The organism is Galenea microaerophila, from assembly GCF_054657255.1.
Window position 1 is genome coordinate 250,491 of record NZ_BAAHWZ010000001.1, and the last position, 23,344, is coordinate 273,834.

General features: G+C 45.0%; 24 protein-coding genes and 2 tRNA genes. 17 read left to right on the plus strand and 9 right to left on the minus strand.

Translation table 11 applies throughout. The features are described 5' to 3' along the window. Window positions 1-7: 7 nt before the first annotated feature. The 3 genes from ACYQ05_RS01210 to ACYQ05_RS01220 are packed head-to-tail and all read left to right on the plus strand — an operon-like array spanning window position 8 to window position 2,287. A complete protein-coding gene (locus tag ACYQ05_RS01210; protein WP_459817631.1) occupies window positions 8-823 on the plus strand; it encodes a motility protein A in 816 nt (271 codons plus the stop codon). A gap of 1 nt (window position 824) precedes the next feature. Continuing rightward, a complete protein-coding gene (locus ACYQ05_RS01215) occupies window positions 825-1,598 on the plus strand; it encodes an OmpA/MotB family protein (protein ID WP_459817632.1) in 774 nt (257 codons plus the stop codon). After that, window positions 1,595-2,287: an OmpA/MotB family protein gene (locus ACYQ05_RS01220; protein WP_459817633.1), complete on the plus strand. Its 693-nt coding sequence runs from the start codon at window positions 1,595-1,597 to the stop codon at window positions 2,285-2,287. The genes ACYQ05_RS01215 and ACYQ05_RS01220 overlap by 4 nt, the downstream gene beginning before the upstream one ends. A gap of 9 nt (window positions 2,288-2,296) precedes the next feature. Here ACYQ05_RS01220 and ung read toward each other — a convergent pair whose 3' ends face one another. Together ung and pdxH are read right to left on the minus strand one after the other, a co-directional pair. Next, window positions 2,297-2,983 carry a uracil-DNA glycosylase gene (gene ung, locus ACYQ05_RS01225; RefSeq protein ID WP_459817634.1) on the minus strand — a complete coding sequence of 229 codons (687 nt, stop codon included), beginning with the start codon at window positions 2,981-2,983 and terminating at the stop codon, window positions 2,297-2,299. A 13-nt stretch (window positions 2,984-2,996) separates the two neighbouring features. Then, entirely contained in the window at window positions 2,997-3,713 is a 717-nt protein-coding gene (gene pdxH, locus ACYQ05_RS01230) for a pyridoxamine 5'-phosphate oxidase (RefSeq protein ID WP_459817635.1), read from the minus strand. Window positions 3,714-3,769: 56 nt separating this feature from the next. Between pdxH and parE the strand changes: the two genes are divergently transcribed. Beyond that, window positions 3,770-5,659: a DNA topoisomerase IV subunit B gene (gene parE, locus ACYQ05_RS01235; protein ID WP_459817636.1), complete on the plus strand. Its 1,890-nt coding sequence runs from the start codon at window positions 3,770-3,772 to the stop codon at window positions 5,657-5,659. On the opposite strand, the gene ACYQ05_RS01240 is transcribed toward parE, so the two are convergent. After that, the gene (locus ACYQ05_RS01240; protein WP_459817637.1) at window positions 5,656-6,012 is read right to left on the minus strand and encodes a PilZ domain-containing protein; all 357 of its coding nucleotides are present in this window, start codon (window positions 6,010-6,012) and stop codon (window positions 5,656-5,658) included. The genes parE and ACYQ05_RS01240 overlap by 4 nt on opposite strands. Window positions 6,013-6,026: 14 nt before the next feature. Next, complete coding sequence (locus ACYQ05_RS01245; protein WP_459817638.1) at window positions 6,027-6,362, minus strand: PilZ domain-containing protein; 336 nt, start codon at window positions 6,360-6,362, stop codon at window positions 6,027-6,029. Between the two features lie 108 nt (window positions 6,363-6,470). Between ACYQ05_RS01245 and ACYQ05_RS01250 the strand changes: the two genes are divergently transcribed. The 4 genes from ACYQ05_RS01250 to ACYQ05_RS01265 are packed head-to-tail and all read left to right on the plus strand — an operon-like array spanning window position 6,471 to window position 10,678. Further along, window positions 6,471-6,752 (plus strand): heavy-metal-associated domain-containing protein, encoded by a 282-nt coding sequence (locus ACYQ05_RS01250; RefSeq protein ID WP_459817639.1) that lies wholly within the window; start codon window positions 6,471-6,473, stop codon window positions 6,750-6,752. Window positions 6,753-6,765: 13 nt separating this feature from the next. Continuing rightward, the gene (gene parC, locus ACYQ05_RS01255) at window positions 6,766-9,009 is read left to right on the plus strand and encodes a DNA topoisomerase IV subunit A (RefSeq protein WP_459817640.1); all 2,244 of its coding nucleotides are present in this window, start codon (window positions 6,766-6,768) and stop codon (window positions 9,007-9,009) included. Window positions 9,010-9,068: 59 nt separating this feature from the next. Further along, window positions 9,069-9,902 (plus strand): motility-associated protein, encoded by an 834-nt coding sequence (locus ACYQ05_RS01260; protein ID WP_459817641.1) that lies wholly within the window; start codon window positions 9,069-9,071, stop codon window positions 9,900-9,902. An 8-nt stretch (window positions 9,903-9,910) separates the two neighbouring features. After that, entirely contained in the window at window positions 9,911-10,678 is a 768-nt protein-coding gene (locus ACYQ05_RS01265; RefSeq protein WP_459817642.1) for an OmpA/MotB family protein, read from the plus strand. Here ACYQ05_RS01265 and ACYQ05_RS01270 read toward each other — a convergent pair whose 3' ends face one another. The 4 genes from ACYQ05_RS01270 to hemA all read right to left on the minus strand — a co-directional run bounded on the left by ACYQ05_RS01270 (window position 10,679) and on the right by hemA (window position 14,801). Next, the gene (locus tag ACYQ05_RS01270) at window positions 10,679-11,440 is read right to left on the minus strand and encodes a HesA/MoeB/ThiF family protein (RefSeq protein WP_459817643.1); all 762 of its coding nucleotides are present in this window, start codon (window positions 11,438-11,440) and stop codon (window positions 10,679-10,681) included. Further along, window positions 11,424-12,347 (minus strand): peptide chain release factor N(5)-glutamine methyltransferase, encoded by a 924-nt coding sequence (prmC, locus tag ACYQ05_RS01275; RefSeq protein WP_459817644.1) that lies wholly within the window; start codon window positions 12,345-12,347, stop codon window positions 11,424-11,426. Before prmC ends, ACYQ05_RS01270 begins: the two co-directional genes overlap by 17 nt. Continuing rightward, window positions 12,334-13,425, minus strand: coding sequence for a peptide chain release factor 1 (gene prfA / locus ACYQ05_RS01280; RefSeq protein ID WP_459817645.1), 1,092 nt, complete (start codon window positions 13,423-13,425; stop codon window positions 12,334-12,336). Before prfA ends, prmC begins: the two co-directional genes overlap by 14 nt. A gap of 116 nt (window positions 13,426-13,541) precedes the next feature. Then, window positions 13,542-14,801 (minus strand): glutamyl-tRNA reductase, encoded by a 1,260-nt coding sequence (gene hemA / locus ACYQ05_RS01285; RefSeq protein ID WP_459817646.1) that lies wholly within the window; start codon window positions 14,799-14,801, stop codon window positions 13,542-13,544. A gap of 112 nt (window positions 14,802-14,913) precedes the next feature. On the opposite strand from hemA, the gene ACYQ05_RS01290 reads away from it, so the two are divergent. The 8 genes from ACYQ05_RS01290 (at window position 14,914) to ACYQ05_RS01325 (ending at window position 21,548) form a co-directional block, all read left to right on the plus strand. Beyond that, window positions 14,914-16,728 carry a tetratricopeptide repeat protein gene (locus ACYQ05_RS01290; protein WP_459817647.1) on the plus strand — a complete coding sequence of 605 codons (1,815 nt, stop codon included), beginning with the start codon at window positions 14,914-14,916 and terminating at the stop codon, window positions 16,726-16,728. A gap of 214 nt (window positions 16,729-16,942) precedes the next feature. Continuing rightward, a tRNA-Gln gene (locus tag ACYQ05_RS01295) sits at window positions 16,943-17,017 on the plus strand. 50 nt (window positions 17,018-17,067) lie between these two features. After that, entirely contained in the window at window positions 17,068-18,033 is a 966-nt protein-coding gene (locus ACYQ05_RS01300; RefSeq protein ID WP_459817648.1) for a ribose-phosphate pyrophosphokinase, read from the plus strand. Window positions 18,034-18,164: 131 nt separating this feature from the next. Further along, window positions 18,165-18,752: a 50S ribosomal protein L25 gene (locus ACYQ05_RS01305; protein ID WP_459817649.1), complete on the plus strand. Its 588-nt coding sequence runs from the start codon at window positions 18,165-18,167 to the stop codon at window positions 18,750-18,752. Window positions 18,753-18,787: 35 nt separating this feature from the next. Further along, window positions 18,788-19,366 carry an aminoacyl-tRNA hydrolase gene (gene pth, locus ACYQ05_RS01310; protein WP_459817650.1) on the plus strand — a complete coding sequence of 193 codons (579 nt, stop codon included), beginning with the start codon at window positions 18,788-18,790 and terminating at the stop codon, window positions 19,364-19,366. Between the two features lie 14 nt (window positions 19,367-19,380). Continuing rightward, a complete protein-coding gene (gene ychF / locus ACYQ05_RS01315) occupies window positions 19,381-20,472 on the plus strand; it encodes a redox-regulated ATPase YchF (RefSeq protein ID WP_459817651.1) in 1,092 nt (363 codons plus the stop codon). Between the two features lie 116 nt (window positions 20,473-20,588). Next, window positions 20,589-20,665, plus strand: a tRNA-Met gene (locus ACYQ05_RS01320). Between the two features lie 382 nt (window positions 20,666-21,047). Continuing rightward, on the plus strand, window positions 21,048-21,548 hold the full coding sequence (locus ACYQ05_RS01325) for a DsrE family protein (RefSeq protein WP_459817652.1): 501 nt from the start codon (window positions 21,048-21,050) through the stop codon (window positions 21,546-21,548). A 58-nt stretch (window positions 21,549-21,606) separates the two neighbouring features. On the opposite strand, the gene ACYQ05_RS01330 is transcribed toward ACYQ05_RS01325, so the two are convergent. Next, window positions 21,607-22,077: a hypothetical protein gene (locus ACYQ05_RS01330; RefSeq protein ID WP_459817653.1), complete on the minus strand. Its 471-nt coding sequence runs from the start codon at window positions 22,075-22,077 to the stop codon at window positions 21,607-21,609. An 87-nt stretch (window positions 22,078-22,164) separates the two neighbouring features. On the opposite strand from ACYQ05_RS01330, the gene ACYQ05_RS01335 reads away from it, so the two are divergent. After that, a complete protein-coding gene (locus ACYQ05_RS01335; RefSeq protein ID WP_459817654.1) occupies window positions 22,165-23,286 on the plus strand; it encodes a hypothetical protein in 1,122 nt (373 codons plus the stop codon). Window positions 23,287-23,344: the final 58 nt, after the last annotated feature.

Consider the following 23,344-nt stretch of genomic DNA (forward strand, 5'->3'; position numbering starts at 1 on the left):
GGATTTTATGAGTAAAATCGCGTCAGTCATTGGTCTACTGCTTGCTTTAGTGGTACTGTTTGTTGGGATCTTTGACTTTTCCACTGGACGAATCATCACCGCCTTTTTTAATGGGCAGGCTTTTTTGGTGGTGTTAGGTGGTAGTTTGGCGGCTTTACTCATTAACTATCCACTTTCTCATCTACGCTGTTTAGGATCCGGTTTTAAAAAAATCTTAACGGCTGAACCCCATGATGTCATAGAGACCATTGAGCAGATTGAAGAACTGAGTCGGATTGCACACAGCAAAACGCTCTTGGCCTTAGAAAAAGAGATAGAAAATCTAAAGGATCCGTTTTTACAGTTTGCGGTCTCAGAAGCCCTCGTTTTTAATGATATAGAGATGCTGAGAGAGAGTCTCAAAAATGAGATTTATTCTTTACAGCGTCGTCATAGCATCTGTCAGGATGTTTTTAACAATCTCGCCTCTTATGCGCCTGCTTTTGGCATGATGGGAACGGTGATGGGGCTGATTGTGATGATGACCCAGCAAGCGGGGGGCGAGCAGGTCATTTATGGGACTGAAGCGTCCCAAGATATGTTGGGCAGTTTGCTGCAAGGGATGGGGCTCGCTTTGGTGACCACTCTGTATGGCGTGGCCTTTTCAAATTTGCTGTTTCAACCGGTGGCAGGAAAACTGAAAAGTTTGACAGATGCGGAAGTGTTAAAAAATGAAGTGATTGTGCAAGGTATTTTGCAGATTCGTAAAAATCAGCCGCCCATGTTGGTGAAAGAAGCCTTAATGAGCTTTGTGAATCAGGTTGAGAAAGAGGCCATGGCTTGAGATGTCTCGAGAGGAAAAAACAGCCAAGCAGACGTCGGAAGAGGAGGCTTTAACGCAATCAGAGATTCTCTCTAACAACCAAGAAATTATTGAGCATAGTCGGCGTGAAAAGCGTTGGCTTTTTATCTATATTTCGCTATTTTTAGCCATTATGGCGCTGTTTATATTGATTACTTCCTTGATCCAGATAGAAGGGGCGCCGGCAAAAAGAGAGTTTGAAAAGCTGAACAATGAGCTTTATCAACATGCGATAAAGCTCAAAAAAGAAGAGGGATTGGATTGGCTGCTGGTGGAGAATACCTTGGCAAAAGGGGTTCGCTTAACCTTAGATAAGTCTAAAATGCCCCCTGTGCCCATTTTTCCGCCAGCACGCGCCAAGTTAAATCCTCGCTATCAACCCTATCTCCAGCAGTTTTCCATGTTTTTAAAACGTTTATTTATCAAAGAGTATCAACGGCGTTATCAAAAATCTATTCAGATCATGAACTCTTTGGGGTATCAAGTTGCCTTTACCGTGCGCGTAGAGGGGCATACGGACAGTACACCTTTAGCAAAAACCGCTTTTTATCGCAATAATATCGAGTTAAGTGCCTTTCGTGCCTATAACGTGATGAAACTGTTGCAGAAAAATACGCAATTACCGCCCGCACTGTTTTCGATAGCCGCTTATGGTGGCTTTCATCCCATTACACAAGATCCGACAGATCCGAGAAACCGTCGGGTTGAAGTCTATATCTTACCGGCGTTAAAAGCTTTACCCGAGACAAGCAAATGAGTCGCGCCACACCGATTACCAGCTCAGAAGCCCGTGCTAAAAACAGTTGGTTACTCTCATTTGGGGATGTCATCACCTTAATGATTACGTTTTTTATCCTATTGATTGCCGTCAATAAAGGAGAGATTACTAAGATTCAAAAATGGAGTGATGAGCAGGTAGAGTCCAGCTATCATATTTTACAATCACAAGTTGAACAGGCACAGCTGCCCATCGAAATCAAATATAGTTTAGAAGGCATTAAGCTAATCTTAAAGACGGATCAGTCGTTTGCATCTGCAGATTATCATCCGCTGCCGCGTTTAAAGCAGACTTTGCGCCAGGTGGCTGGGATTCTAAAAGCATTACCTTTGATGAATTTACGCCAAAATCCGCAAACCGCCGAGTTCATTAAAAAAATTGAGGCGACGGGTTATCATTGGTATTTGGAAGTCGATGTAGAAGGTTATACCGATAATGACCCAGTGAATCCCAAATCTCCAGTGCGTAATAACTGGATACTCAGCGCTTTGCGCGCGCAGACAGTCGCTGATCTTTTGGCTGAAAACAGTGGCTTGCCTCATCACTTATTTGCAACCAGCGGTTACGGTCAATATCGACCTTTGGTGCCGAATGATAGCCCTGAACATAAGGCGAAGAATCGTCGGATTGAGATTACCATCATTGCCTATTTTCAAAAGTTAAAATAGCGTCTCTCCTTAAGGGCAAATGGCTCGCCAGTCGATCGGCGTTTTGCCATGGGCTTCTAGGTAAGCATTGGTTTTAGAAAAGGGGCGGCTACCAAAAAAACCTCGATAGGCTGAAAGGGGCGATGGGTGTGGACTTTTCAAAATCAGGTGTTTTTTCGGGTCAATAAAACGCGCTTTTTTCTGTGCCTGAGCGCCCCAAAGAATAAACACAACATGTTCTTTTTGTTCATTAATCGCTTTTAAAATCGCATCAGTAAATAGCTCCCAACCTTTGCCTTGATGGGAAGCGGATTTGCCCGCTTCAACGGTCAGCACGGGATTTAACAGCAAAACGCCTTGTTCCGCCCAGTGTTGTAGATAGCCGCATTGACTGTTATCAATCCCAAGATCGTCCTTGAGTTCCTGATAAATATTGATCAGGGATTTAGGCAATGGTCGAACATCCGGACGTACAGAAAAACAGAGCCCATGCGCATGTCCAGGGGTCGGATAGGGATCTTGCCCTAAGATCACAACCTTAACTTGATCAAAAGGGGTGCTATTTAAAGCATTAAACCACTCCGATCCCTTGGGTAAAATCTGTTTTCCCGCCGCTTTTTCTGCCAGCAAAAACTGTTTAAGTTTTTGCATATAAGGCTTATGGAATTCGGGTTCTAAGACCTTCAGCCAGCTAGGATGTAATTGAATTTTAGACATGATCGGCATGGTTCTATGGGCTTAAACGTTGAATTTGCCATTTTTCTGGTTTTAGGCCATAGCAGGACTGGGGATTTTGACAAATTTCGGATTTTTGCGCGACCTTTTCAGACGCTTTTAGAATGGGCGTGTAACAAAAACGGTCATGGAGGCGATTGGGACGTCCTTGCCAGAATTCAAACCAAGTGGCGTGCAGGCGATAGCCTCCCCAATGTGAAGGACGGGGGATAGTTTTGTCCTCAAACTGTTTAGTTGCCGCCTGCAATCGTTGTTCTAATTCGGCACGGCTCTCAACCACTTCGCCTTGATGGGAGATATAGGCGCTGAGCTGACTGCCTCTTGGGCGGCTGTGAAAATAGCGGTCTGATTGTTCGGGGGAAATCTTTTCTACCCACCCTTCAATCCGAATTTGGCGATCCATTTGTGGCCAGAAAAACAGTAAGCTGGCTAATGGATTTTCCTCTAAATCCTGCCCTTTTTCACTTTGATAGTGGGTGTAAAACACAAAGCCATCCGCATCAAAGGCTTTGAGGAGCACAATCCGCGCATGTGGGAAACCTACTTTATTGGCCGTGGCTAAGGTCATGGCTGTGGGGTCAATGATATCGGCTTTAAAAGCTTCATCCATCCAGCTCTGAAATTGTTGGTAGGGATCCGTGTTTAAATCTTTGCGACGCAGACCGGCAAACTGATATTCTCTGCGTTCGGCTTGATAGTCTCGATTGGGCATAGCATAATGTCTTTTTACGTGAATGCTTCTTATTGTAATCCCGAAAGGAACCAAAAGTGAGTAAAAATTACAGAGCGGCAGAAATAGAAGTTTTAACCGGCTTAGATCCTGTGCGTAAGCGGCCAGGTATGTATACCGATACCACGAGACCCAATCACTTAGCGCAAGAGGTGATTGATAACAGTGTGGATGAGGCATTAGCCGGTTTTGCCAATGAAATTATTGTGGTTCATCATGCGGATGGTTCACTTTCGGTGCAGGATAATGGACGAGGCATGCCGGTCGATATTCACCCTGAAGAGGGGGTGCCAGGCGTTGAGGTCATTATGACGCGCTTGCATGCAGGGGGGAAATTTTCCAATAAAGCCTATGATTTTTCCGGAGGGTTACACGGCGTTGGGATTTCTGTCGTGAATGCCCTCTCTAAACGGGTTGAGATTGAAATTAAGCGCGACGGGAAAAAATATTTTATCGCCTTTGAAAAGGGAGAATTGGTTCAGCCATTAGAAGAGATCGGCAAGGTAGGGAAAAAGAATACTGGTACTTATGTGCGTTTTTGGCCCGATCCACAATTTTTTGACAGCCCCAAATTTGCACTTGGAAAGTTAAAGCATCTTTTACGCGCAAAAGCTGTTTTGAGTCCCGGTTTACGCATCGTCTTTCAAAATGAAGCGCCAGCGGAAACCACCGAGTGGTTTTATGAAAATGGCTTACGAGATTATTTAAATCAAGCTCTGGAAGGTCGAGAACGTTGGCCAATTGAGGGGTTTGTCGGTGAGGCGAAAGGTGAGCGTGAAGCGGTAGAATGGGCGATCGCTTGGTTAGAAGAGCCCAGTGATGCGTTATTAGAAAGTTATGTCAACTTGATTCCGACGCCACAAGGCGGCACCCATGTGAATGGGTTAAGACAGGGCGCCACCGATGCGGTTCGTGAGTATTGTGAATTCCGGAATTTAATCCCGCGCGGCGTCAAAATTTCGCCGGAAGATGTTTGGCAAAATGTTGCTTTTGTGCTTTCTGCAAAATTGCGCGATCCACAGTTTGCTGGACAAACGAAAGAACGGCTTTCCTCTCGAGAGTGCGTCCCCTTTATCTCAGGGGTGGTGAAAGATGCGCTCAGTCTATGGTTGAATCAACATACTGATATTGCAGATAAAATTGCGGAATTGGTGATCAACAATGCCCAAGCGCGTCAAAGAAAAGCCAAAAAAGTGGTGCGAAAAAGAATCACTTCTGGCCCCGCTTTACCGGGCAAGTTGGCAGATTGCACGGAGACGGATCTGGCTTTGACAGAACTGTTTTTGGTCGAAGGGGATTCTGCGGGAGGGTCGGCTAAACAGGCTCGAGATAAGACCTTTCAAGCGATTATGCCGTTGCGCGGTAAAATTTTAAATAGTTGGGAGGTGGATGAATCCCAAGTATTGGCCTCACAAGAGATTCATGATATCAGTGTGGCCATTGGTGTAGATCCCGGTTCAGAAGATTTAAGTGGCTTGCGCTATGGCAAAATTTGTATTCTGGCGGATGCGGATTCGGATGGCGCGCATATTGCCACCTTAATTTGCGCTCTGTTCGTCAAGCACTTTCCTAAACTGGTAGAAGATGGCCATGTTTATGTCTCAATGCCGCCTTTGTATCGAATTGATGTGGGCAAAAAAGTGTTCTATGCTTTGGATGAGGCAGAACGCGAAGGGGTATTAGAACAGATTGCGGCTGAAAAATTACCTGGAAAGGTACAGGTGACGCGCTTTAAAGGTTTAGGCGAAATGAATCCAGCGCAACTGAGAGAGACGACGATGATGCCAGCCACTCGCCGTTTGGTACAGTTGACGCTAGACCGCAGTGAGGCGCAAGAAGTGATGGATAAACTGCTGTCTAAAAAACGTGCCCCTGACCGTAAAGCATGGTTAGAAGAGAAGGGGGATTTGGCCGAAGTTGTGGTTTAGAGAACGTCTAAAAAAGAGGCAGATTGAGTATGATGAAGACTCGTTTCGTGTAGTCGCTTTTTATAAGCGATAAAATCCTTAATGGCGAGTAAGCTTTCAGAATCGATGTTTTCAAATTCTAGTGTTAGACGATAGCCCTCATTCACAATCAGGCTTTCCGTTACTTTTGCCTGGAGGCGAAGGGTTTTAAATTCCCCAAAAGCGGGGATTTCAAATTCAATTTCTAAGCAAGTGCCGACCTTCGCGCCTCTTTGGGAAATCACGACTGCATATTTTGTGGAAAGTTCGGTCATTTGGGCATGTGCATGACCATTGCGACCGTAAAGTGTGGCAATTCGATGAGTCTTAACCATGGTTTCAACACATTTTAAGATTCATTACCGTAGTGTTCGATGATTCGATGCAAAGCATATTGGTAACTGGTTGGCAGGGGTTTAAATTTTACCCCCGTCAGATATTGATTTTGGGTTTTAAAACAGTGCACTACCTGAAAAGGCAATCGCAAGGTAAATTGCTCATCTTCTAAGGGAAATGTGACTTCTATTACGCCTTCTGTTTGATCCGTTGGGCAAATGGAGGCAATAAATGCGCACCCCTCTTCTGAAAGATCGGTTAATTCAATTGGCATTTCATGTTCTCCCAGCTTTAAATGTGCTGGGCGCCGTAAGATAATGCGTTTTGCTTGTCGACGATTGGGTTGCATAAAAAACACTTAATATGAAAATGGGATTATGATTTTACAATTTTTGCAGAGAAAAAAGTAGGTAAAATGGTTATTTAACAACAGTGCAGTACTAGAAGGAGAATTGGGATGTCGCAAATAATTATTGTTGTCGAAAATATCAAATGTGGTGGCTGTGCCAACAGCATTCAGAAAAAACTGCGAGAAATTGCAGGTGTGTCTGCGGTTGAAGTCGAGATAGAGCGCGGTGCGGTCATTGTCGAATTGACAGATGAGTCTGTGATAGAGGCCGTGAAAGACGCTTTAGCTAAAATGGGGTATCCGGAAATCGGGCGTACAGAAGGGTTGTCGGCTTTAGGCGCCAAAGCCAAATCTTTTATCTCTTGTGCCACAGGAAAGTTAGATCAATAAGGAGAGAAATAGGATGGGTCAAGGTGTGATTAATTACGAAGGCATAGAACAGCAATCGGTCGCGCAATTTACCGAGAAAGCCTATCTCGATTATGCGATGTATGTCATTTTAGATCGCGCCTTGCCACATATTGGCGATGGGCTTAAACCGGTACAGCGCCGCATTATTTATGCAATGAGTGAGTTGGGGCTAAAAGCTTCGGCGAAATATAAAAAATCGGCGCGTACGGTGGGGGATGTGTTGGGTAAATTTCATCCACATGGTGACTCAGCTTGCTATGAAGCGATGGTTTTGATGGCACAACCCTTTTCTTTTCGCTATCCACTGATTGATGGTCAAGGCAACTGGGGGTCGATTGATGATCCTAAATCCTTTGCCGCCATGCGTTATACCGAAGCGAAATTATCAAAATTCAGTCAGCTGCTGCTTGAAGAGGTGGGGCAAGGCACTGTCGATTGGACTTCGAATTTTGATGGCTCTTTGCAAGAGCCTATGGTTTTACCCGCTCGTGTGCCCCATGTGCTGCTCAATGGCACCAGCGGGATTGCAGTGGGGATGGCCACCGATATTCCACCGCATAATCTTAAAGAGGTGGTCAATGGCTGTGTGGCACTGCTGGAATCCCCAAATTTAACGGTCGAAGCGCTCTGTTCCTATATTCCTGCACCCGACTATCCCAATGAAGCGCAAATTATTACCCCTAAAGCTGAACTGCGTAAACTTTACGAAACCGGACAAGGGTCTGTTCGCCAGCGTGCAACTTATCATCTGGAAGATGGGGTGAATGTGGTGATTGATGCCTTGCCTTATCAAGTTTCGGGTGCCAAAGTGTTAGAGCAGATCGCTGCTCAAATGCGCGCTAAGAAATTGCCAATGGTGGTGGATTTACGGGATGAGTCCGATCATGAAAACCCAGTGCGTTTGGTGATTGAATTGCGCTCTAAGCGGGTCGATGTTGAAGCTGCGATGTTGCATCTGTTTGCCACTACTAGTTTGGAAAACAGCTATCGTGTCAATTTGAATGTGATTGGCCTAGATGGACGCCCTCAGGTTAAAAATTTGAAATCGCTGTTAAGTGAATGGTTGAGTTTCCGCATTGAAACCGTGCGGCGTCGTTTGCAATATCGATTGGAGAAGGTCTTAGCTCGACTGCATATTCTGGAGGGGTTATTGATCGCTTTTCTCAATATTGATGAGGTGATTGCCATTATTCGAGAAGAGGATCAGCCTAAGCCGATTTTAATGTCCCGCTTTAACTTAACTGAAACACAAGCTGAAGCGATTTTAGAGTTGAAATTGCGCCATTTAGCAAAACTGGAAGAGATGAAAATCCGCACTGAACAGGCGGATTTGGCTGCAGAGCGAAAAAAATTGGAATTGACCTTAAGTAGCGAGCGGCGAATGAAAACGCTGGTGAAAAAAGAGCTATTGGCCGATGCAGAAACCTATGGAGATGAGCGTCGTTCAGTGATATGTGAGGCAGCTGCAGCGCGACCGATGCGAGAGCAAGATCTGTTGCCGGCTGAACCCATTACGGTGATTTTGTCAGAAAATGGTTGGGTGCGAGCAGCCAAAGGCCATGATGTTGAAGGAGAGGCCTTGAACTATAAGGCTGGAGATGCCTTTAAAGATCAGGCAGAAGGTCAAAGTCGGCAAATGGCGGTCTTTTTAGACAGTACAGGGCGCGCCTACAGTCTGCCAGCACACAGCTTACCTTCAGCACGCGGTCATGGCGAGCCTTTAACAGGAAAACTCAATCCGCCACAGGGCGCACATTTTGAGCAGGTCATTTTGGGGAATCCTGATGATCAAGTATTGCTGGCCAGCACTGCCGGTTATGGTTTTGTAACAAAGTTAGAAAACTTGTTCTCAAAAAGTAAATCGGGCAAAGCGGTGATCACCTTGCCAGAAGGGGCGAAATTATTAAAAGCGGTGAAGCTACCACGTTCTGATGAAGCAGATGCGCTATGGGTGGCTGTCACCAATAATGAGCCTCGACTATTGGTTTTCCCGCTTGAGCAATTACCACACTTGGCCAAAGGCAAAGGCAATAAATTGATGCAGATGTCAAAAGAAGCACAGTTAACCGGTATGATGGTGTTTAAACAAGGACAAAAATTGATTTTGATGGGAGAAAAAAATCAAAAAGTCTATGGAGGCGTGGCCTTAGAAGAGGCGTTTGGACAAAGGGCTAAACGAGGTATGGTTCTGCCTAGAACTTTAAAGAAAATACAAAAAATAAGCATTTCAGAGTAATCTGGTATTCAATTTGCTTAGTGATTTTATTAGAGACATAGGCTAAGAGTAAAAGGTTCATGATTTCAAAAATCCTTGCAGTGTTTATTATTTTCGGCAGTTTAATTGGCGGCTTCCTTATGGAAGGTGGCAATTTGGCTGCTTTGTGGCATCCAGCAGAACTGGTGATTATTATTGGGATGGGGATTGGCGTTTTTTTAGGTTCAACGCCATTAGCTGTTTGGAAGCAAACGTTACGCTATATTGGCCGCTACTTTAGCGGAGGCATGATTAATCGAAGGCTCTATGATGAGACCATACAAGCGCTTGGAGAACTGGGTAAAGAAGCACGTGTCTCGGGCGTTTTATCTCTGGAAGAACATTTGGACTCCCCAGAGTCGAGCCCGATTTTTTCGAAGTATCCGGCGCTATTAAAAAATGAGATGGTATTGAGTTTTATTGTCGATAACCTTTCTTTTATACTGTTAAACCCGCCTAAAAACATCGATATGGGCGAGCATCTAGAGAGCCAAATTGAAGCGATTATTTCCGCCAAGATGGAAGTGCCTAAGGCAACTGGGAAAGTGAGTAATTTAATGCCGGGTTTTGGGATTATTGCGGCCGTAATGGGGGTGATTTTAACGATGCGGCTGCTCGGCGGTGAGATGGATGTCGGTCAAATAGGGGAATCGATTGGGGCAGCCTTAGTGGGTACGCTTACCGGTATTTTTGTCGCGTTTGGGGTGATCGCACCTTTTACCCATGGGGTAGAAATTATTATTCGCCAAGAGCAGGCAATGTTGGAAATGGTGGCAGGTTTTTTAGAATTGTTTTCTGAAGGCGTGGCGCCCACTTTAGCGCTTGAAGTCGGTAAACAGCGGATTCCGCCAGAATTTCGTCCGCATGATGAGTAGAAATCTGTATGCCCGGTAAAATAGGTAGAAAACGCGAAGAGCAAGCAGAGAGCAGTGCATGGGAGATTGCTTTTGCTGACTTGATGACGACCTTAATGGTTTTCTTCCTAGTGATGTGGCTTACCTCAATTATTGATCCTTCCAAACGCCAGCAGTTTGTGGATGCGCTTTCTGGTCAAACGGTTGCAAAAAATTCAGCTGGGAATAATGTGGTTATGGATAAAAGCGCCTCAAATCAAGAGGGCACTATCAAGCCAATTGAGACAAAACCACCGATTTCACCGGAAGAGATTAAACAAATAATGAAAAAAATCGATCCTAAAGCGATCAAAATTGAGGAGACTGAAGATTACACCAAAATAACTTTGCGCTCGGATAGTTTCTTTGAAAGTGGACGCGCAACAATAAACGATAATATTTTAGAGCAGTTGGAAAAATTGGGTGAAAGTTTAGCTGGACGAAATCAGAAAATTTATATTACCGGCTATACAGATAGTGTCCCTATCCATAATTTACAGTTCCCTTCCAACTGGGAACTTTCAGCTGCGCGTGCAGCATCAGTTGCCAGGACCTTTATTTATATGGGGGTGGATAAGGCGTTATTGACCATATTAGGCCGAGCGGATAATGATCCAATTGCACCAAACAGTACCGCTTATGGGCGCTCTTTAAACCGCCGGGTAGAAATTGTTTTAGAAAAACCTCATGCCCAGCAACCCATGTCTAATATGCCATCGGAAATTCAAAAATTGATACCGCCCGATAAACGTGAATAATTACTGTCCGCAGATGGGACACTTTGGATCCGCTTTAAGATTCAGCGTGCGAATCATCATGGTGAGGGCATCCACTAACATTAATTTTCCATGCAGTGTCGGCAAGTTTAAGAGCACCTTAATCGCTTCAATGGCTTGCATACTGCCGATCATGCCTACGACTGGAGCCAGAATACCATTTCGAGAGCAGGTCATTTCGGTTTCACTGCCCGCTTTGTATAAACACTGGTAGCAAGGCCCTTGACCTTGACGGAAGTCATAGGTGCTTAATTGACCTTCCCAACGAATCGCAGCACCGGAAACTAAGGGGGTGCGAGTGGCAAAGCAAGCCGCATTGAGTGCAAAACGGCTGCTAAAGTTATCGGTGCAATCTAAAACCACATCAGCCGTTTGAATCAGAGCCTGCAAGGTCTGTGCCTCTTCGGGTACAGAGGTTAGAGTTTCAATCTCAATATGATGGTTGATCTCTTGAAGCGTCTGTTTGGCGGATTCAACTTTCGTCTGTCCAATGCTTTTTTCTCTATGGACCACCTGTCTCTGTAGATTGGAGTCGTCAACGGTATCAAAATCCACCAAAGTCAATTTTCCGACCCCAGCTGCGGCTAAGTAGAGGCTGGCTGGAGAACCCAGTCCGCCTAAACCAAAAATGATTGCATGGCTGCCTTTTAGATGGCATTGTCCAGCATAATCCACCTCGGGAAGTAAAATTTGGCGGCTATAACGGCTGAGTTCTTCATCGGTGAGTTCAGTTTGCAGGTTCATCGATTTTTCCTAGTGTGATTCGTGGGTGATGGGCAAAGTCTTTAAGGGTTTGAATCTGTTGAAAGCCCGCCTGTTGAAAGAGCGTTTGCACGGCTTCTTGTTGATCGTAGCCATGTTCTACCAGCAGCCAGCCCAACCCATTTTGCGTGGTCAGGTAATGCGGGGCTTGTTGGATAATGTGCGCTAAGTCAGCGAGCCCATGTTGTTCAGCCATTAAGGCGGTTTTTGGCTCGAAGCGCACATCTCCTTGCCTTAAATGTTCATTTTCGGGGTCAATATAGGGCGGGTTACTGCAAATTAGGTCAAATTTTGAATTTTCAATCGCAGATAAGGGCGCAAACCAACTGCCATGCAGAAAGGTGACCGTAAGTTGTAAGCGTTTGGCATTGAGCTGCGCAATTTCCAAAGCAGTGGGTGAAAAATCGGTTGCGATTATTTGTGCCGCAATCGACTGAGATTTGAGTTCATGACTTAAGGCCAAAGCAATGGCGCCACTGCCGGTGCCTAAATCGAGCAAGTTTAATGGTTTTAAAGGGTTGGAATGAGTGGTCACTTTTAAGATTAAAGCAACCGCGGTTTCCACCAAAAGCTCTGTCTCTGGACGTGGGATTAAGGTGTCCGTTGTCACTTTAAGCGGCAGCCCCCAAAACTCTTTTTCCCCCAATAGATAAGCAATGGGGTAGCCCTGTGCACGCTGCTGAAGCAACTCTGCAAACTGTTGTTGTTGAAAAGCGGTTAATGTCGTTTCCGGCCAAGTATAGAGGTAACTGCGAGGCTGTTGTAGCACTTGACTGAGCAGCAACTCACTGTCCAGTCGCGGGGAGTCCTGAAGCCCAGCCTGAACCAGGTGCTGCTCTCCATACTTTAAGGCTTCGGTCAGTGTCAGGGTTTGGCTAGGACTCTTCATTGCTCAAGGAAGCGAGCTGTTCGGCTTGATGTTCGTTGATCAAAGGATCAATCACCTGCTCTAAACCGCCATTCATAATTTCCTCCAGCTTATAGAGGGTCAAATTGATTCGGTGATCGGTCACCCGTCCTTGAGGGTAGTTATAGGTGCGGATGCGTTCAGAACGATCTCCTGAACCGACTAAGCTTTTACGCTCTTCTGCAATTTCCGCTTGTTGCGCCTGTTGTTGAGCGTCATTGATGCGTGCAGCCAATAGTGACATGGCGCGTGCTTTGTTTTTATGTTGTGAGCGTTCGTCTTGGCATTCGACCACAGTTCCAGTGGGAATATGGGTGATGCGAATCGCTGAATCGGTTTTGTTGACATGCTGTCCACCCGCACCTGACGCCCGGAAGGTATCAATGCGCAGATCGGCAGGATTGAGTTGCACTTCTTCAAGTTCTTGCGCTTCAGGCAGAATGGCAACGGTTGCTGCTGAAGTGTGTACGCGTCCTTGGGTTTCGGTCGCAGGGACACGTTGCACGCGGTGTGCCCCAGATTCAAATTTGAGGCGAGAATAGGCGCCTTGACCGATAATTCGAGCCACAATCTCTTTATAGCCGCCATGTTCTCCTTCTTGTGCGTTCAGCACTTCTACTTGCCAGCCCATTTTTTCCGCATAACGGCTGTACATGCGGAAGAGGTCTCCGGCAAAAATGGCGGCTTCATCGCCCCCCGTTCCGGCACGTATTTCTAAGAAAATATTGGCGTCATCATTGGGGTCTTTGGGCAGCAACATTTTTTGCAATTCAAGATTGAGCGCTTCTAATTTTTTGGTGAGAATGGGGAGCTCTTCCTGTCCCATCTCTTTTAAATCTGGATCGCCTGAGTCGATCATCTCTTTCGCTTCATTTAGATCAGCTTCAGTGGCCTCATATTGAGTAAAGGTCTCGACCACAGGGGTTAGCTGGGCATGTTCCTGAGAAAGGGCGCGAAAACGATTTTGATCGCTCATCACTTCTGGATCAGAGAGGAGGGCATTGACCTCATCTAGGCGTTCAACTAAATGTTGTAATTTTTGACGAATAGATTGTTTCATAAGGCTCTTTTTTGTAAATAAGACGGTATTTTATCACTGTGTCAATAGCTTTGCACAATGGCGATTAGGGTTAAGTATCGGCTCAAATTTGTGGTTTAGCGGACAGATGAGAGTAGCTAAGATTCTTTATCTGAGAGTAGGATCTGTTTGCTGCATTCAATCAGTTGTGTATCGCCTTTAAGGCCAGCTTGATTGAGGTGCTGTGTCGGCGTATGCAGGAGTCGATTGGTCAGTTGATTGGCCAGCTTTTGTAACACCTGTTCAGCCGGTTCGCCAGCAGAAAGGGATTTGAGGGCTTGTTGTAAAGAGTGGTCTTTAATTGCCATCGCTTGTTGTCTAAAATCCCGAATAATGGGGTTGACCTCATTCATGGCACGGAATTGCATGACAAATTGATTGGCTTGTTGTTGAATGATCTCTTCTGCGGCCAGTGCTGCATCGGCGCGCGCGCGTTTATTCTCTTCAATGATACTTTCAAGATCATCTACTGTGTAGAGATAGACATTGTCCACTTGACTCGCTTCGGCTTCAATATCACGAGGCACGGCTATGTCAATCATAAAAACAGAGCGACCTTTGCGCTTTTTCATTGCCGCTTTCACCGTTTCCACTCTTAAAATGGGTTTAGGGCTTGCTGTGGAGGCGACGACTAAATCGGCTTCATGCAGATGATTGGGGATTTCATCCAGTTCAATTGCATAGCCCTCCACTTCTTCAGCCAGTGTATGGGCTTTTGAGAGGGTGCGATTGGCAATAATAAGGCGTTCGACTTGCGCTTCTTTCAGGTGGCGAGCCACTAATTCAATGGTTTCACCCGCCCCAATTAAAAGGGCGGTTTGGTTTTGCATATTGCCAAAAAACTGTTTGGCTAAGGCAACGGAAGCAAAAGCAACCGAGATCGGACAGTTGCCGATCTCTGTGTCGGTGCGTACCTGTTTGGCAGTGCGAAAGACATGTTGAAACAGGTTTTCCAAAGTATGGTGAATACTGTTGGCTTGATGTGCTGCACTGTAGGCATCTTTCAGTTGTCCCAAAATTTGGGGTTCGCCTAAAATTAATGAGTTCAGGCCGCTAGCCACTCGCATCAAATGTTGCACGGCGGCAAGATCACGGTGGAGGTAGAGGTAAGGCTTTAAATCCTTAATATTAAAAAAGTTTTGTAGCCACTCGATTAAATGGTTTTCATCGTTATTTTTTAGCGTGCAGTAAAGTTCTGTCCGATTACAGGTGGAAAGAATCACACATTCTGAAACCAGTTTTTCATCCTGTAAAGCTTCAAACGCTGCCTTGAGCTTGCCATCGGCCGCAAAGGAAACTTGTTCACGAATTTCAACAGGGGCCGTTTCATGGTTAACGCCAAGGGCTATTAATTTCATATAAATTATCGATTTCAGAGATTAAGAAGGCTTTAAAAGGTGAAAAAGTTCAAATAAGATGGCTAATTTTGCTAAATTATACCGCTAAATGCAAGAAGAGATTTTGGAATCAATGAAAAGTCAGAAGGGTCGTTCTTTTAATCGTTGGATAAAAGGGTTAGGCATTTCAGCCACGATTGGATTGGGAATCACATTAAGTGGTTGCACGCAAATGCCCGCTTTTTTGGAGGCATCAAATACAGATTTGGTGGAAGCTGAGAAAGAAAGTCCATCGGCGTTAGATGCGCAAACGGTGTATCAAATTTTAGTGGGTGAGATGCTGGTACAAAAAGGCCAACCCGCGGCGGCTTTTGATGTGCTTTATCCGCTGGCTAAAAAGTTGAAAGACCCAGAATTGGCGAAATATGTTTTTCAACTCTCTATGTATACCTACCAAGTACCCAAAATCGAAGCAGCCACTCAGCTATGGCTCTCATTTGATCCAAAAGACCCAATGCCTTGGAAAGCCGCTTATCTCATGTCGATTCGTCAAGAGAAGATGACGCAAGCCTTGCATCAATGGCAAAAGTGGCAAGCTTTAACTGAGGGGCCTTGGTATCAAAAAGTGTTAGATTCTGCTCAAAGAATTGCACAATCCACTCCTCCGAAAGCGGGTTATAAATTTATCAAGCGGTTGGCTGCGCACTATCCTGATCAGTGGGCCGCGCAGTTGGCATTAGGTTGGTTTGCCGTCAATCAAGGCGAATACAAAACCGCTTGGCAGGTATTAAACCAAGCCTGGCGACTTGCCCAGAAACTGCCGTCAGGAGAAGAGAAAAACTTGGCGCAGCGAAAAACGGCGCAAGTTTTACTGGAGTTGGCTTTGAAGGCCCCTCAATATGGCACTCAAGTATTAGATGGCTTATTGGCAGATTATATTTCCCAACCAACTGAAGATTTTACCCTGTTGCAAGAAGTCGCAAGATTGCAAGTTCAAATGAATCGTTTTGAACAGGCGCAACACACTTTTAAACGTATTTTAAAACAAGACCCCGATCATCCAATGGCTTTGTTTGGATTGGGAGTGCTCGCATTTCAAATGGGGGATTTAAAGCGTGCTGAACAGCACTTTCATCATTTGAAAAAACAATCACAACTCCGAGCGGTTGCTGATTACTACTTAGGCCGCATTGCCCAAGTGCGTAAACAGTGGACCCAAGCAGCGCAGTATTTCAAACAAGTAGATCAATCTCCCTTTCAATTAGATGCACAAATTCAATTGGTTTTATTGCAAGTTGCGCAAACCCCCAATAAAAAGGCCTATGCGGCTGCTCAGCAAAAGTTGGATCAATTACGACTCAAAGAAAGTGTGAAAAAAGATAAAAAAAGCTTGGCAAAAGTGTGGGTGGCTAAGGCGGCATTGTATGCTGAGGTAGGGGATAAAAAGCGCGCTATTAACGCCTATCGGAAAGCCATCGCATTGTCTCCAGAAATAGAGTGGCAATTTGCCTTAGCGGCTTTGCTTTATGAAACGAAACAATATGCAGATTACGAAAAAGTGCTGAAACAGATTTTAGCTCAGTCGCCAGATAACCCAGATGCGTTAAATGCACTTGGCTTTTACTATGTAGAGCAGGGGAAAAATCTCGAAGAGGCAGGCAAACTGTTGCAGCGAGCAATGCAAATTGCGCCCAATCGTTACTATATTATGGACAGTGTGGGGTGGTGGTACTTTATGAAAGGTGACTACCCAAAGGCAGAATATTGGTTGGAAAAGGCGTTGAGCCAACAAATGGATGACGAAGTGTTGATACATTTGATTGAAACCAAATGGTATGCGGGTAAACATCAAGAGGCGATAGAACTGTGGCAGAAGCATCACGCTCAGTTCCCAAAAAATGGTAAACTACAAAAATTGATAGAACAGTTGCAACAAGGTCAGGATTAGCCGCGTTTGACTGTTAACGATCTCTGCATGAGATGAGTTCGTGCTAAAAATGGCAAAAGTTCGCCTAAGTCGTCTAGGATTAGGGCGTTTAGAGCTTATTTTTAATGCGCGCACCCTACATGCCAAGGTCTTTAGATGAAATTTTTTTAAAACTTTTGTTGAATTGTTTTTTGAAATATGGATAATACGCACCTGTCTTAACGACAGCATCTACTGGGCTATCGCCAAGCGGTAAGGCAACGGGTTTTGATCCCGTCATGCGCAGGTTCGAATCCTGCTAGCCCAGCCATTTTCCTACCGAATTCCAAAAAACATTTCCTTATTCAGGAGCTGCCTTAGATGGCTTATCAAAATGTTCGTTTGTTTGCTGGAAATGCAAATGTTTCTCTTGCTGAAAGTATTTCAGAAGCCATTAATATTCCCTTAGGTCAAGCAGACGTCGGTCGCTTTAGTGATGGCGAAATCATGGTGCAGATCAATGAATCTGTTCGCGGAAAGGATGTGTATGTCCTTCAGCCGACGTGTGCGCCAGAACCGGCAGTGAACCTGATGGAAATGTTAACCATGATTGATGCGATGAAAAGAGCATCAGCGAAGCGCATTACTGCAGTTATGCCTTATTATGGCTTTGCCCGTCAAGATCGCCGACCTCATTCAGCACGGGTACCGATTACAGCTCGATTGGTTGCCGATATGATTACCGTTGCCGGTGCCGATCGCGTGATTACCGTTGATTTACATGCGGATCAGATTCAAGGCTTTTTCGATATTCCAGTTGATAATATCTATGGCTCACCTGTGCTGGTAGAAGATATGCTCAAGTCGGGCAAAATTAATAATGACCTCATGACGGTTGTATCTCCCGATATGGGCGGTGTGGTGCGCGCGCGCGCGGTGGCGAAAGCGATTGATGCGGAGATGGCCATTATTGATAAGCGCCGCCCAAAAGCCAATGTGGCCGAAGTGATGAACATTATCGGTGATATTGAAGGGCGAGACTGTATTATTGTTGATGATATGGTCGATACAGCTGGAACACTGTGCAAAGCGGCAGAAGCCTTAATGGCGCGGGGTGCGAACAGTGTGACCGCCTATGTTGTGCATGCAGTGCTTTCTGGGCCGGCTGTAGAGAATATTAAAAATTCAAAGTTAACAGAACTGGTCGTTACCGACACCATTCCCCCTTCCCCAGAAGTGTCTAAATGTGAAAAGATTCGACGGGTCAGCATTGCCCCCATGCTTGCCGAAACCATACGGCGCGTGCATCAAGAAGAATCTGTGACTGAATTGATGATGAGACCTTAAGTCTTTCTCTTTTAAAAGCCCTCAATTGAGGGCTTTTTTACTGGCATCCATTTAAAAAATCAGTATAATGCTCTTTTTCCCGTATTTGGTCGCGAATATGGGGTAATTTTAATATCCTAATGGAGAAAATTATGACTCAGTTAACTTGGACTGCAGAAGCCCGTACTGAAGAAGGGAAAGGTGCGAGCCGCCGCCTTCGTCACCAAGGCAAAATTCCTGCAATCATCTATGGCCTAGACAAGCCAGCCCGCAGCATTACCCTTTCAAGTAACCTAGTTGAGCGTGCATTACAAAATGAAGACGCCTATAACTCATGGATTGAAGTGGATGTGGAAGGGGATAAAGAGACCGTTGTTATTAAAGACCTACAACGTAATCCTGCGAAAGAGTATGTCACGCATTTAGATCTTCAGCGTGTTAGCAATGACTCTTATATTATCAAGCGTGTTCCGTTTGAATTTACAGGAACGCGTCAAGCACCAGGTGTGAAGAAAGGGGGCTTGCTGACCATTCTTCAAGCTTCAGCGGAAGTGCGTGCGAAAGCCAGTGAATTACCGACTAAAATTATTGTCGATATTTCTAAGTTGGATGCAGGTGAGAATTTGCGTCTTTCTGAAATTCCATTGCCAGAAGGCGTGGAATTTATGGCACTTCGCCACGGTAGTTCAGACTATGACCAAGCCGTTGTGAAGATTGGTAAGGTCCGCGTGAAGGATTAATTCCTTTTTCGTTGAGTAAAAACAGAAGCCAGCTTATGTCAGCCATTCGTTTGATTGTCGGATTAGGAAATCCCGGCGCACAATATGAACGGACTCGACATAATGCTGGTTTTTGGTTTGTGGAGGAAGTTGCTCGGCAATATGGTGTGCAATTTCGTCCAGAGACCAAATTTCTTGGGCAAACGGCAAGAATCCAGCAAAATGGGTTAGATTTTTGGTTGCTCAAGCCGACCACTTTTATGAATCGGAGTGGTCAATCGATCCAAGCGATGGCCAAATTCTACAAAATTTCTGTGGAACAAATTCTGGTGGCTCATGATGAATTAGATTTACCGGTGGGCACCATTCGTTTGAAAAAAGGGGGTGGCCATGGCGGGCATAATGGTCTTCGGGATACCATTGCCGCCCTCGGTTCAAAAGATTTTTATCGTTTGCGCATCGGAATTGATCATCCAGGTGACCGAAATAAAGTGGTCGATTATGTTTTGAGTTCCCCTTCAAAAATAGAGATGCAGCAAATAGAAGATGCCATTTATGAGGCTTCTCGCTATGTGCCGCAACTGGTTAAAGGGGAATTTGAAGCGGTCATGCAAACCTTGCATCAGAAATCATAATTGGAGAAAACAAAATGGGATTTAAATGTGGCATTGTGGGGTTACCCAATGTTGGAAAATCAACCTTATTTAATGCGCTCACCAATGCGGGGATTGAGTCGGCCAATTACCCATTTTGTACGATTGAACCGAATGTCGGTGTGGTGCCAGTGCCAGATCCACGGCAAGAGAAAATTGCAGAGTTTGTGAATCCCGAGCGCATACTGCCGACTACGATGGAGTTTGTCGATATTGCAGGGTTGGTTGAAGGCGCCTCCAAAGGGGAAGGTCTGGGGAATAAATTCCTAGCCAATATCCGGGAAACCGATGCCATTGTTCAGGTGGTGCGCTGCTTTGAAAATGACGATATTGTGCATGTTGCCGGCCAAGTGGATCCACTGTCAGATATTGAGGTGATTAACACCGAATTGGTTTTGGCAGATATGGAGTCTCTGGAAAAGGCGGTGCAGAAAGTTCAGCGCGTCGCTAAGAGCGGTAATAAAGAAGCTCAAGCCAAACTCGATCTTTACACCAAAGTGTTAAAAGAGGTGGAACAGGGCAAGTTAGTCCGTCTTATTGATTTAGATGAAGAAGCGTTAAAAGGTTTGCAAGACCTGCATCTACTGACCATTAAGCCTATGATGTATATTGCCAATGTGAATGACGATGGCTTTGAAAACAACCCCTACTTAGAGGCGGTTCGCAAGGTGGCTGAAGAGCAGGGTGCAGTCGTGGTGCCGGTTTGTGCGGAAATTGAGGCTGAAATTGCTGAATTAGATGAAGAGGATAAAGCGGCATTTTTAGAAGAGATGGGTCAAGAAGAACCCGGACTCAATCGTGTGATTCGTGCCGGCTATGATCTTCTTGGACTACAAACCTACTTTACCGCAGGGGTGAAAGAAGTCCGAGCTTGGACGGTCAAAAAAGGTGCAACAGCCCCTCAAGCCGCTGGCGTGATTCATACAGATTTCGAGAAAGGTTTTATCCGAGCTGAAGTGATCGCCTATGAAGATTTTATTCAATATAAAGGCGAAGCGGGCGCTAAAGAGGCCGGAAAAATGCGCTTAGAAGGGAAAGAGTATATTGTGCAAGATGGTGACATTATGCACTTCCGTTTTAATGTATAAAGAGGCCTTTGCACGAGATGGTTTTAGTTCGCATCCCACTCATGCATAAGTCTCTAAAAATTATTTACTGAGATATTGACAGCAAAACGAAAAACCTTATAATACGCCCATCTTTTGGCTACATAGCTCAGTTGGTCAGAGCACATCACTCATAATGATGGGGTCCCTGGTTCAAATCCAGGTGTAGCCACCATATTTTTAAAGCCCGCATTTAGATATTCTAAATGCGGGCTTTTTTATTTTCTGCTCAAATATTTCCCGACATTTTTGATAGATAATCACGGTATCTAACAGGTGCGTCAAAATAGGCAAAAAGAAAGCAACCCATCCTAAAAGAACTTCAACTGCTTGAGGTTAAGCGAGCGGGCTATCTGCTTGATAAATGGGGTATTGCAAATTTTTTACGATACAAGATGGCGTGATAGTGACTCACTGCATTTGACTGCTGATGCTTATGAGTGATTGCTCAATCCGCGAAAGAGCGGATTTTTTGTTTTAAGAAGGTGTAAAATTAAAATTGAAATATAAACAATTTTTTAGCTTTTCTATACACCTATAGTAGGTTAGGAGGGAGTATGAAGCGGTTCAGTCAAAACATAGGAGCCTTTTTAGTCGGCAGCTTGATTTATCTCAGCTTTATTTCTGTCAGCTATGCAGATCTAAAGCCAATGCCTGAGTTGCAAACTCAAGAGGATTACTTTCCTGGAGATCCACCCGCGCATCATGTGGTGTATATGCTGAATAAAGCGGATACAGAGTATCAAACGCATATTTTGAATTCGGTGCAAGCGATGATTCAGATGTATGGCGGGAATGTAGAGATTGCGATTGTTTTTATTGGCTCTGGGGTGAATTTGCTTGCGAAAAAGCCCATTCGAAAAGTCAATGCTGAGCTTGCGGCACGAGTTGAGAGTTTTGCAAAAGATTATGGGGTACGCATGATTGTTTGCGGAAATACGATGAAAACCGTAAGATGGGGTCATGACGATATTAAGCCTTTTGCTGAGTATGCTCAGGTTGGCGCATCAGCGCTGATGGTGCTGCAAGAGAAAGGCTTCGCCTATATTAATTGGTAGGTGAAATTTGATTGAATCCGTGGGGGGGAAAGACCGTAAACGGATTCAATCAGTTTGACTAATGTGTGATGCGAGCAGAGGTTGTTTGCGCGCTGGAGATATTTGCCATTTGAGCATTGACTTTTGAAGGCATTTGCTCAGAAAGTTCCATAGGCAGCTCTAAATCAATCGTTGGATTCTGCAAGCGATTGAGCTGGTGTGCAAACTTCTGCAGGGACTTCATCACTTCTCGGCTCAGGAGTTGATCGGACTGTTGAAAGATGGCGGATTGCAGTTCGCTGATCCATTTAAATTGGATTTTCCGCACTTTCTCGATATGACTGGCCAAATCATTATTTTGTTTCGCTTCATAATAGTCATCGGTAAGAAATTTAATATCTTCAATAATGGTTTCAGCAATGTTAATGGTGTGGTTTTTATTCTGTTCAAGTTGCTGATCTAAGAAGCCTAAACAGGTCTCCATTTTTTCTGAAATGGGCGATTGAGGCTCCGGTTTTAAGGCCATTTTAGATTTGTTTTTCTTTGCCATAACAAAGCTCCTTGTGTGAAAATTAATCTGTCAAAAAACTGACGGTTTTTCTCATTTCATTGGATATATTTCAAAAAGCATGCCAAAATGACAAATGCCTTAAAATCCCAAATTTCAGAATCCGCAATACAGAAGATTCAACAGCGTTTTCAGCAGGTCTATGACCTCTCTTTATCGCATCCCATTCCTATCGATTTAGAAACCTTTTCCTTGATGCAGCGGGTGCATGCCCTGGCTAACACTTTTGCCCATGCTTTGGCGCAGCGGTTTGATCTGGAAGGTCGTAAAACTTATAGAGAGGTGATTGCGCGTTTGCCTGAGGTGGCAGAGGGCTTGCCCGATATGGTTCAGTTGATTTTCCCGCAGATGATTGTGGTGTGGGGGTTGAAGCGTCCGCAATCGTTAGAGGAGAGTCTGAAAGGATTGCAGCAATTAACAGCGCTTTACACGGCTGAGTTTGCGATGCGTCAATTTATTGCAGAGTATGGAGAGCAGGAGAGGCTATGGTCATTTTTACAGCAGCTCACGCAATCTTCTAATCCGCACCATCGCCGTTTAGCCAGTGAAAGTACACGGCCTCGCTTGCCTTGGGCGTCTCATTTGCCACTGACCATTGCGCATCCTGACAAAAGTTTGGAAATGCTGCAACCGTTGTGGGAAGATTCGCACCCTTATGTGCGTAAAAGTGTCGCCAATCATCTGAATGATCAGCTTAAGTTTAATCGAAACTGGACGTATCAAATTTTGCAAAAATGGGCCAAAAACCCCAGTCCTGCTACCCAGTGGATAGTCAAGCAGGCTTTGCGTAATGCGCTGAAAGCAGGTGAGTGGCAAGCTTATCAAATTTTGGACTATCCGCCTGCGCAGGCGTTTACTGTTCAAAATTGGCAGTGGCAGGTCACGCAAACCGAGGGGGTTTGGCAGTTTGGTTTCCAAGGCGAGATACGCAATAATGGTCACCGTGCATTAAAACTGAGATTGGATTGGCGCATACAATGGCGAACCTTAGCCGGTAACATAAGTGTGAAAACGGTTAAAGGGTTGGAGGCCAATGTTGAGGGGAATACCCCTTTAATGTTTAACAAAACGCTTAATCTAAAAGGTCAAGCGTATCAAAATTTAGCTGAGGTGGTGCAGGTGCAGTTGCAGGTGAATGGAAAGATTAGAGAGACCTTTACACGAGATGATTCTACGGCTAAAAATGGCTAAAATTTCCCCTATCGTTGTTGGAAAACTTGGCAATAGTTGGCTATTGCCTGCATTTCCC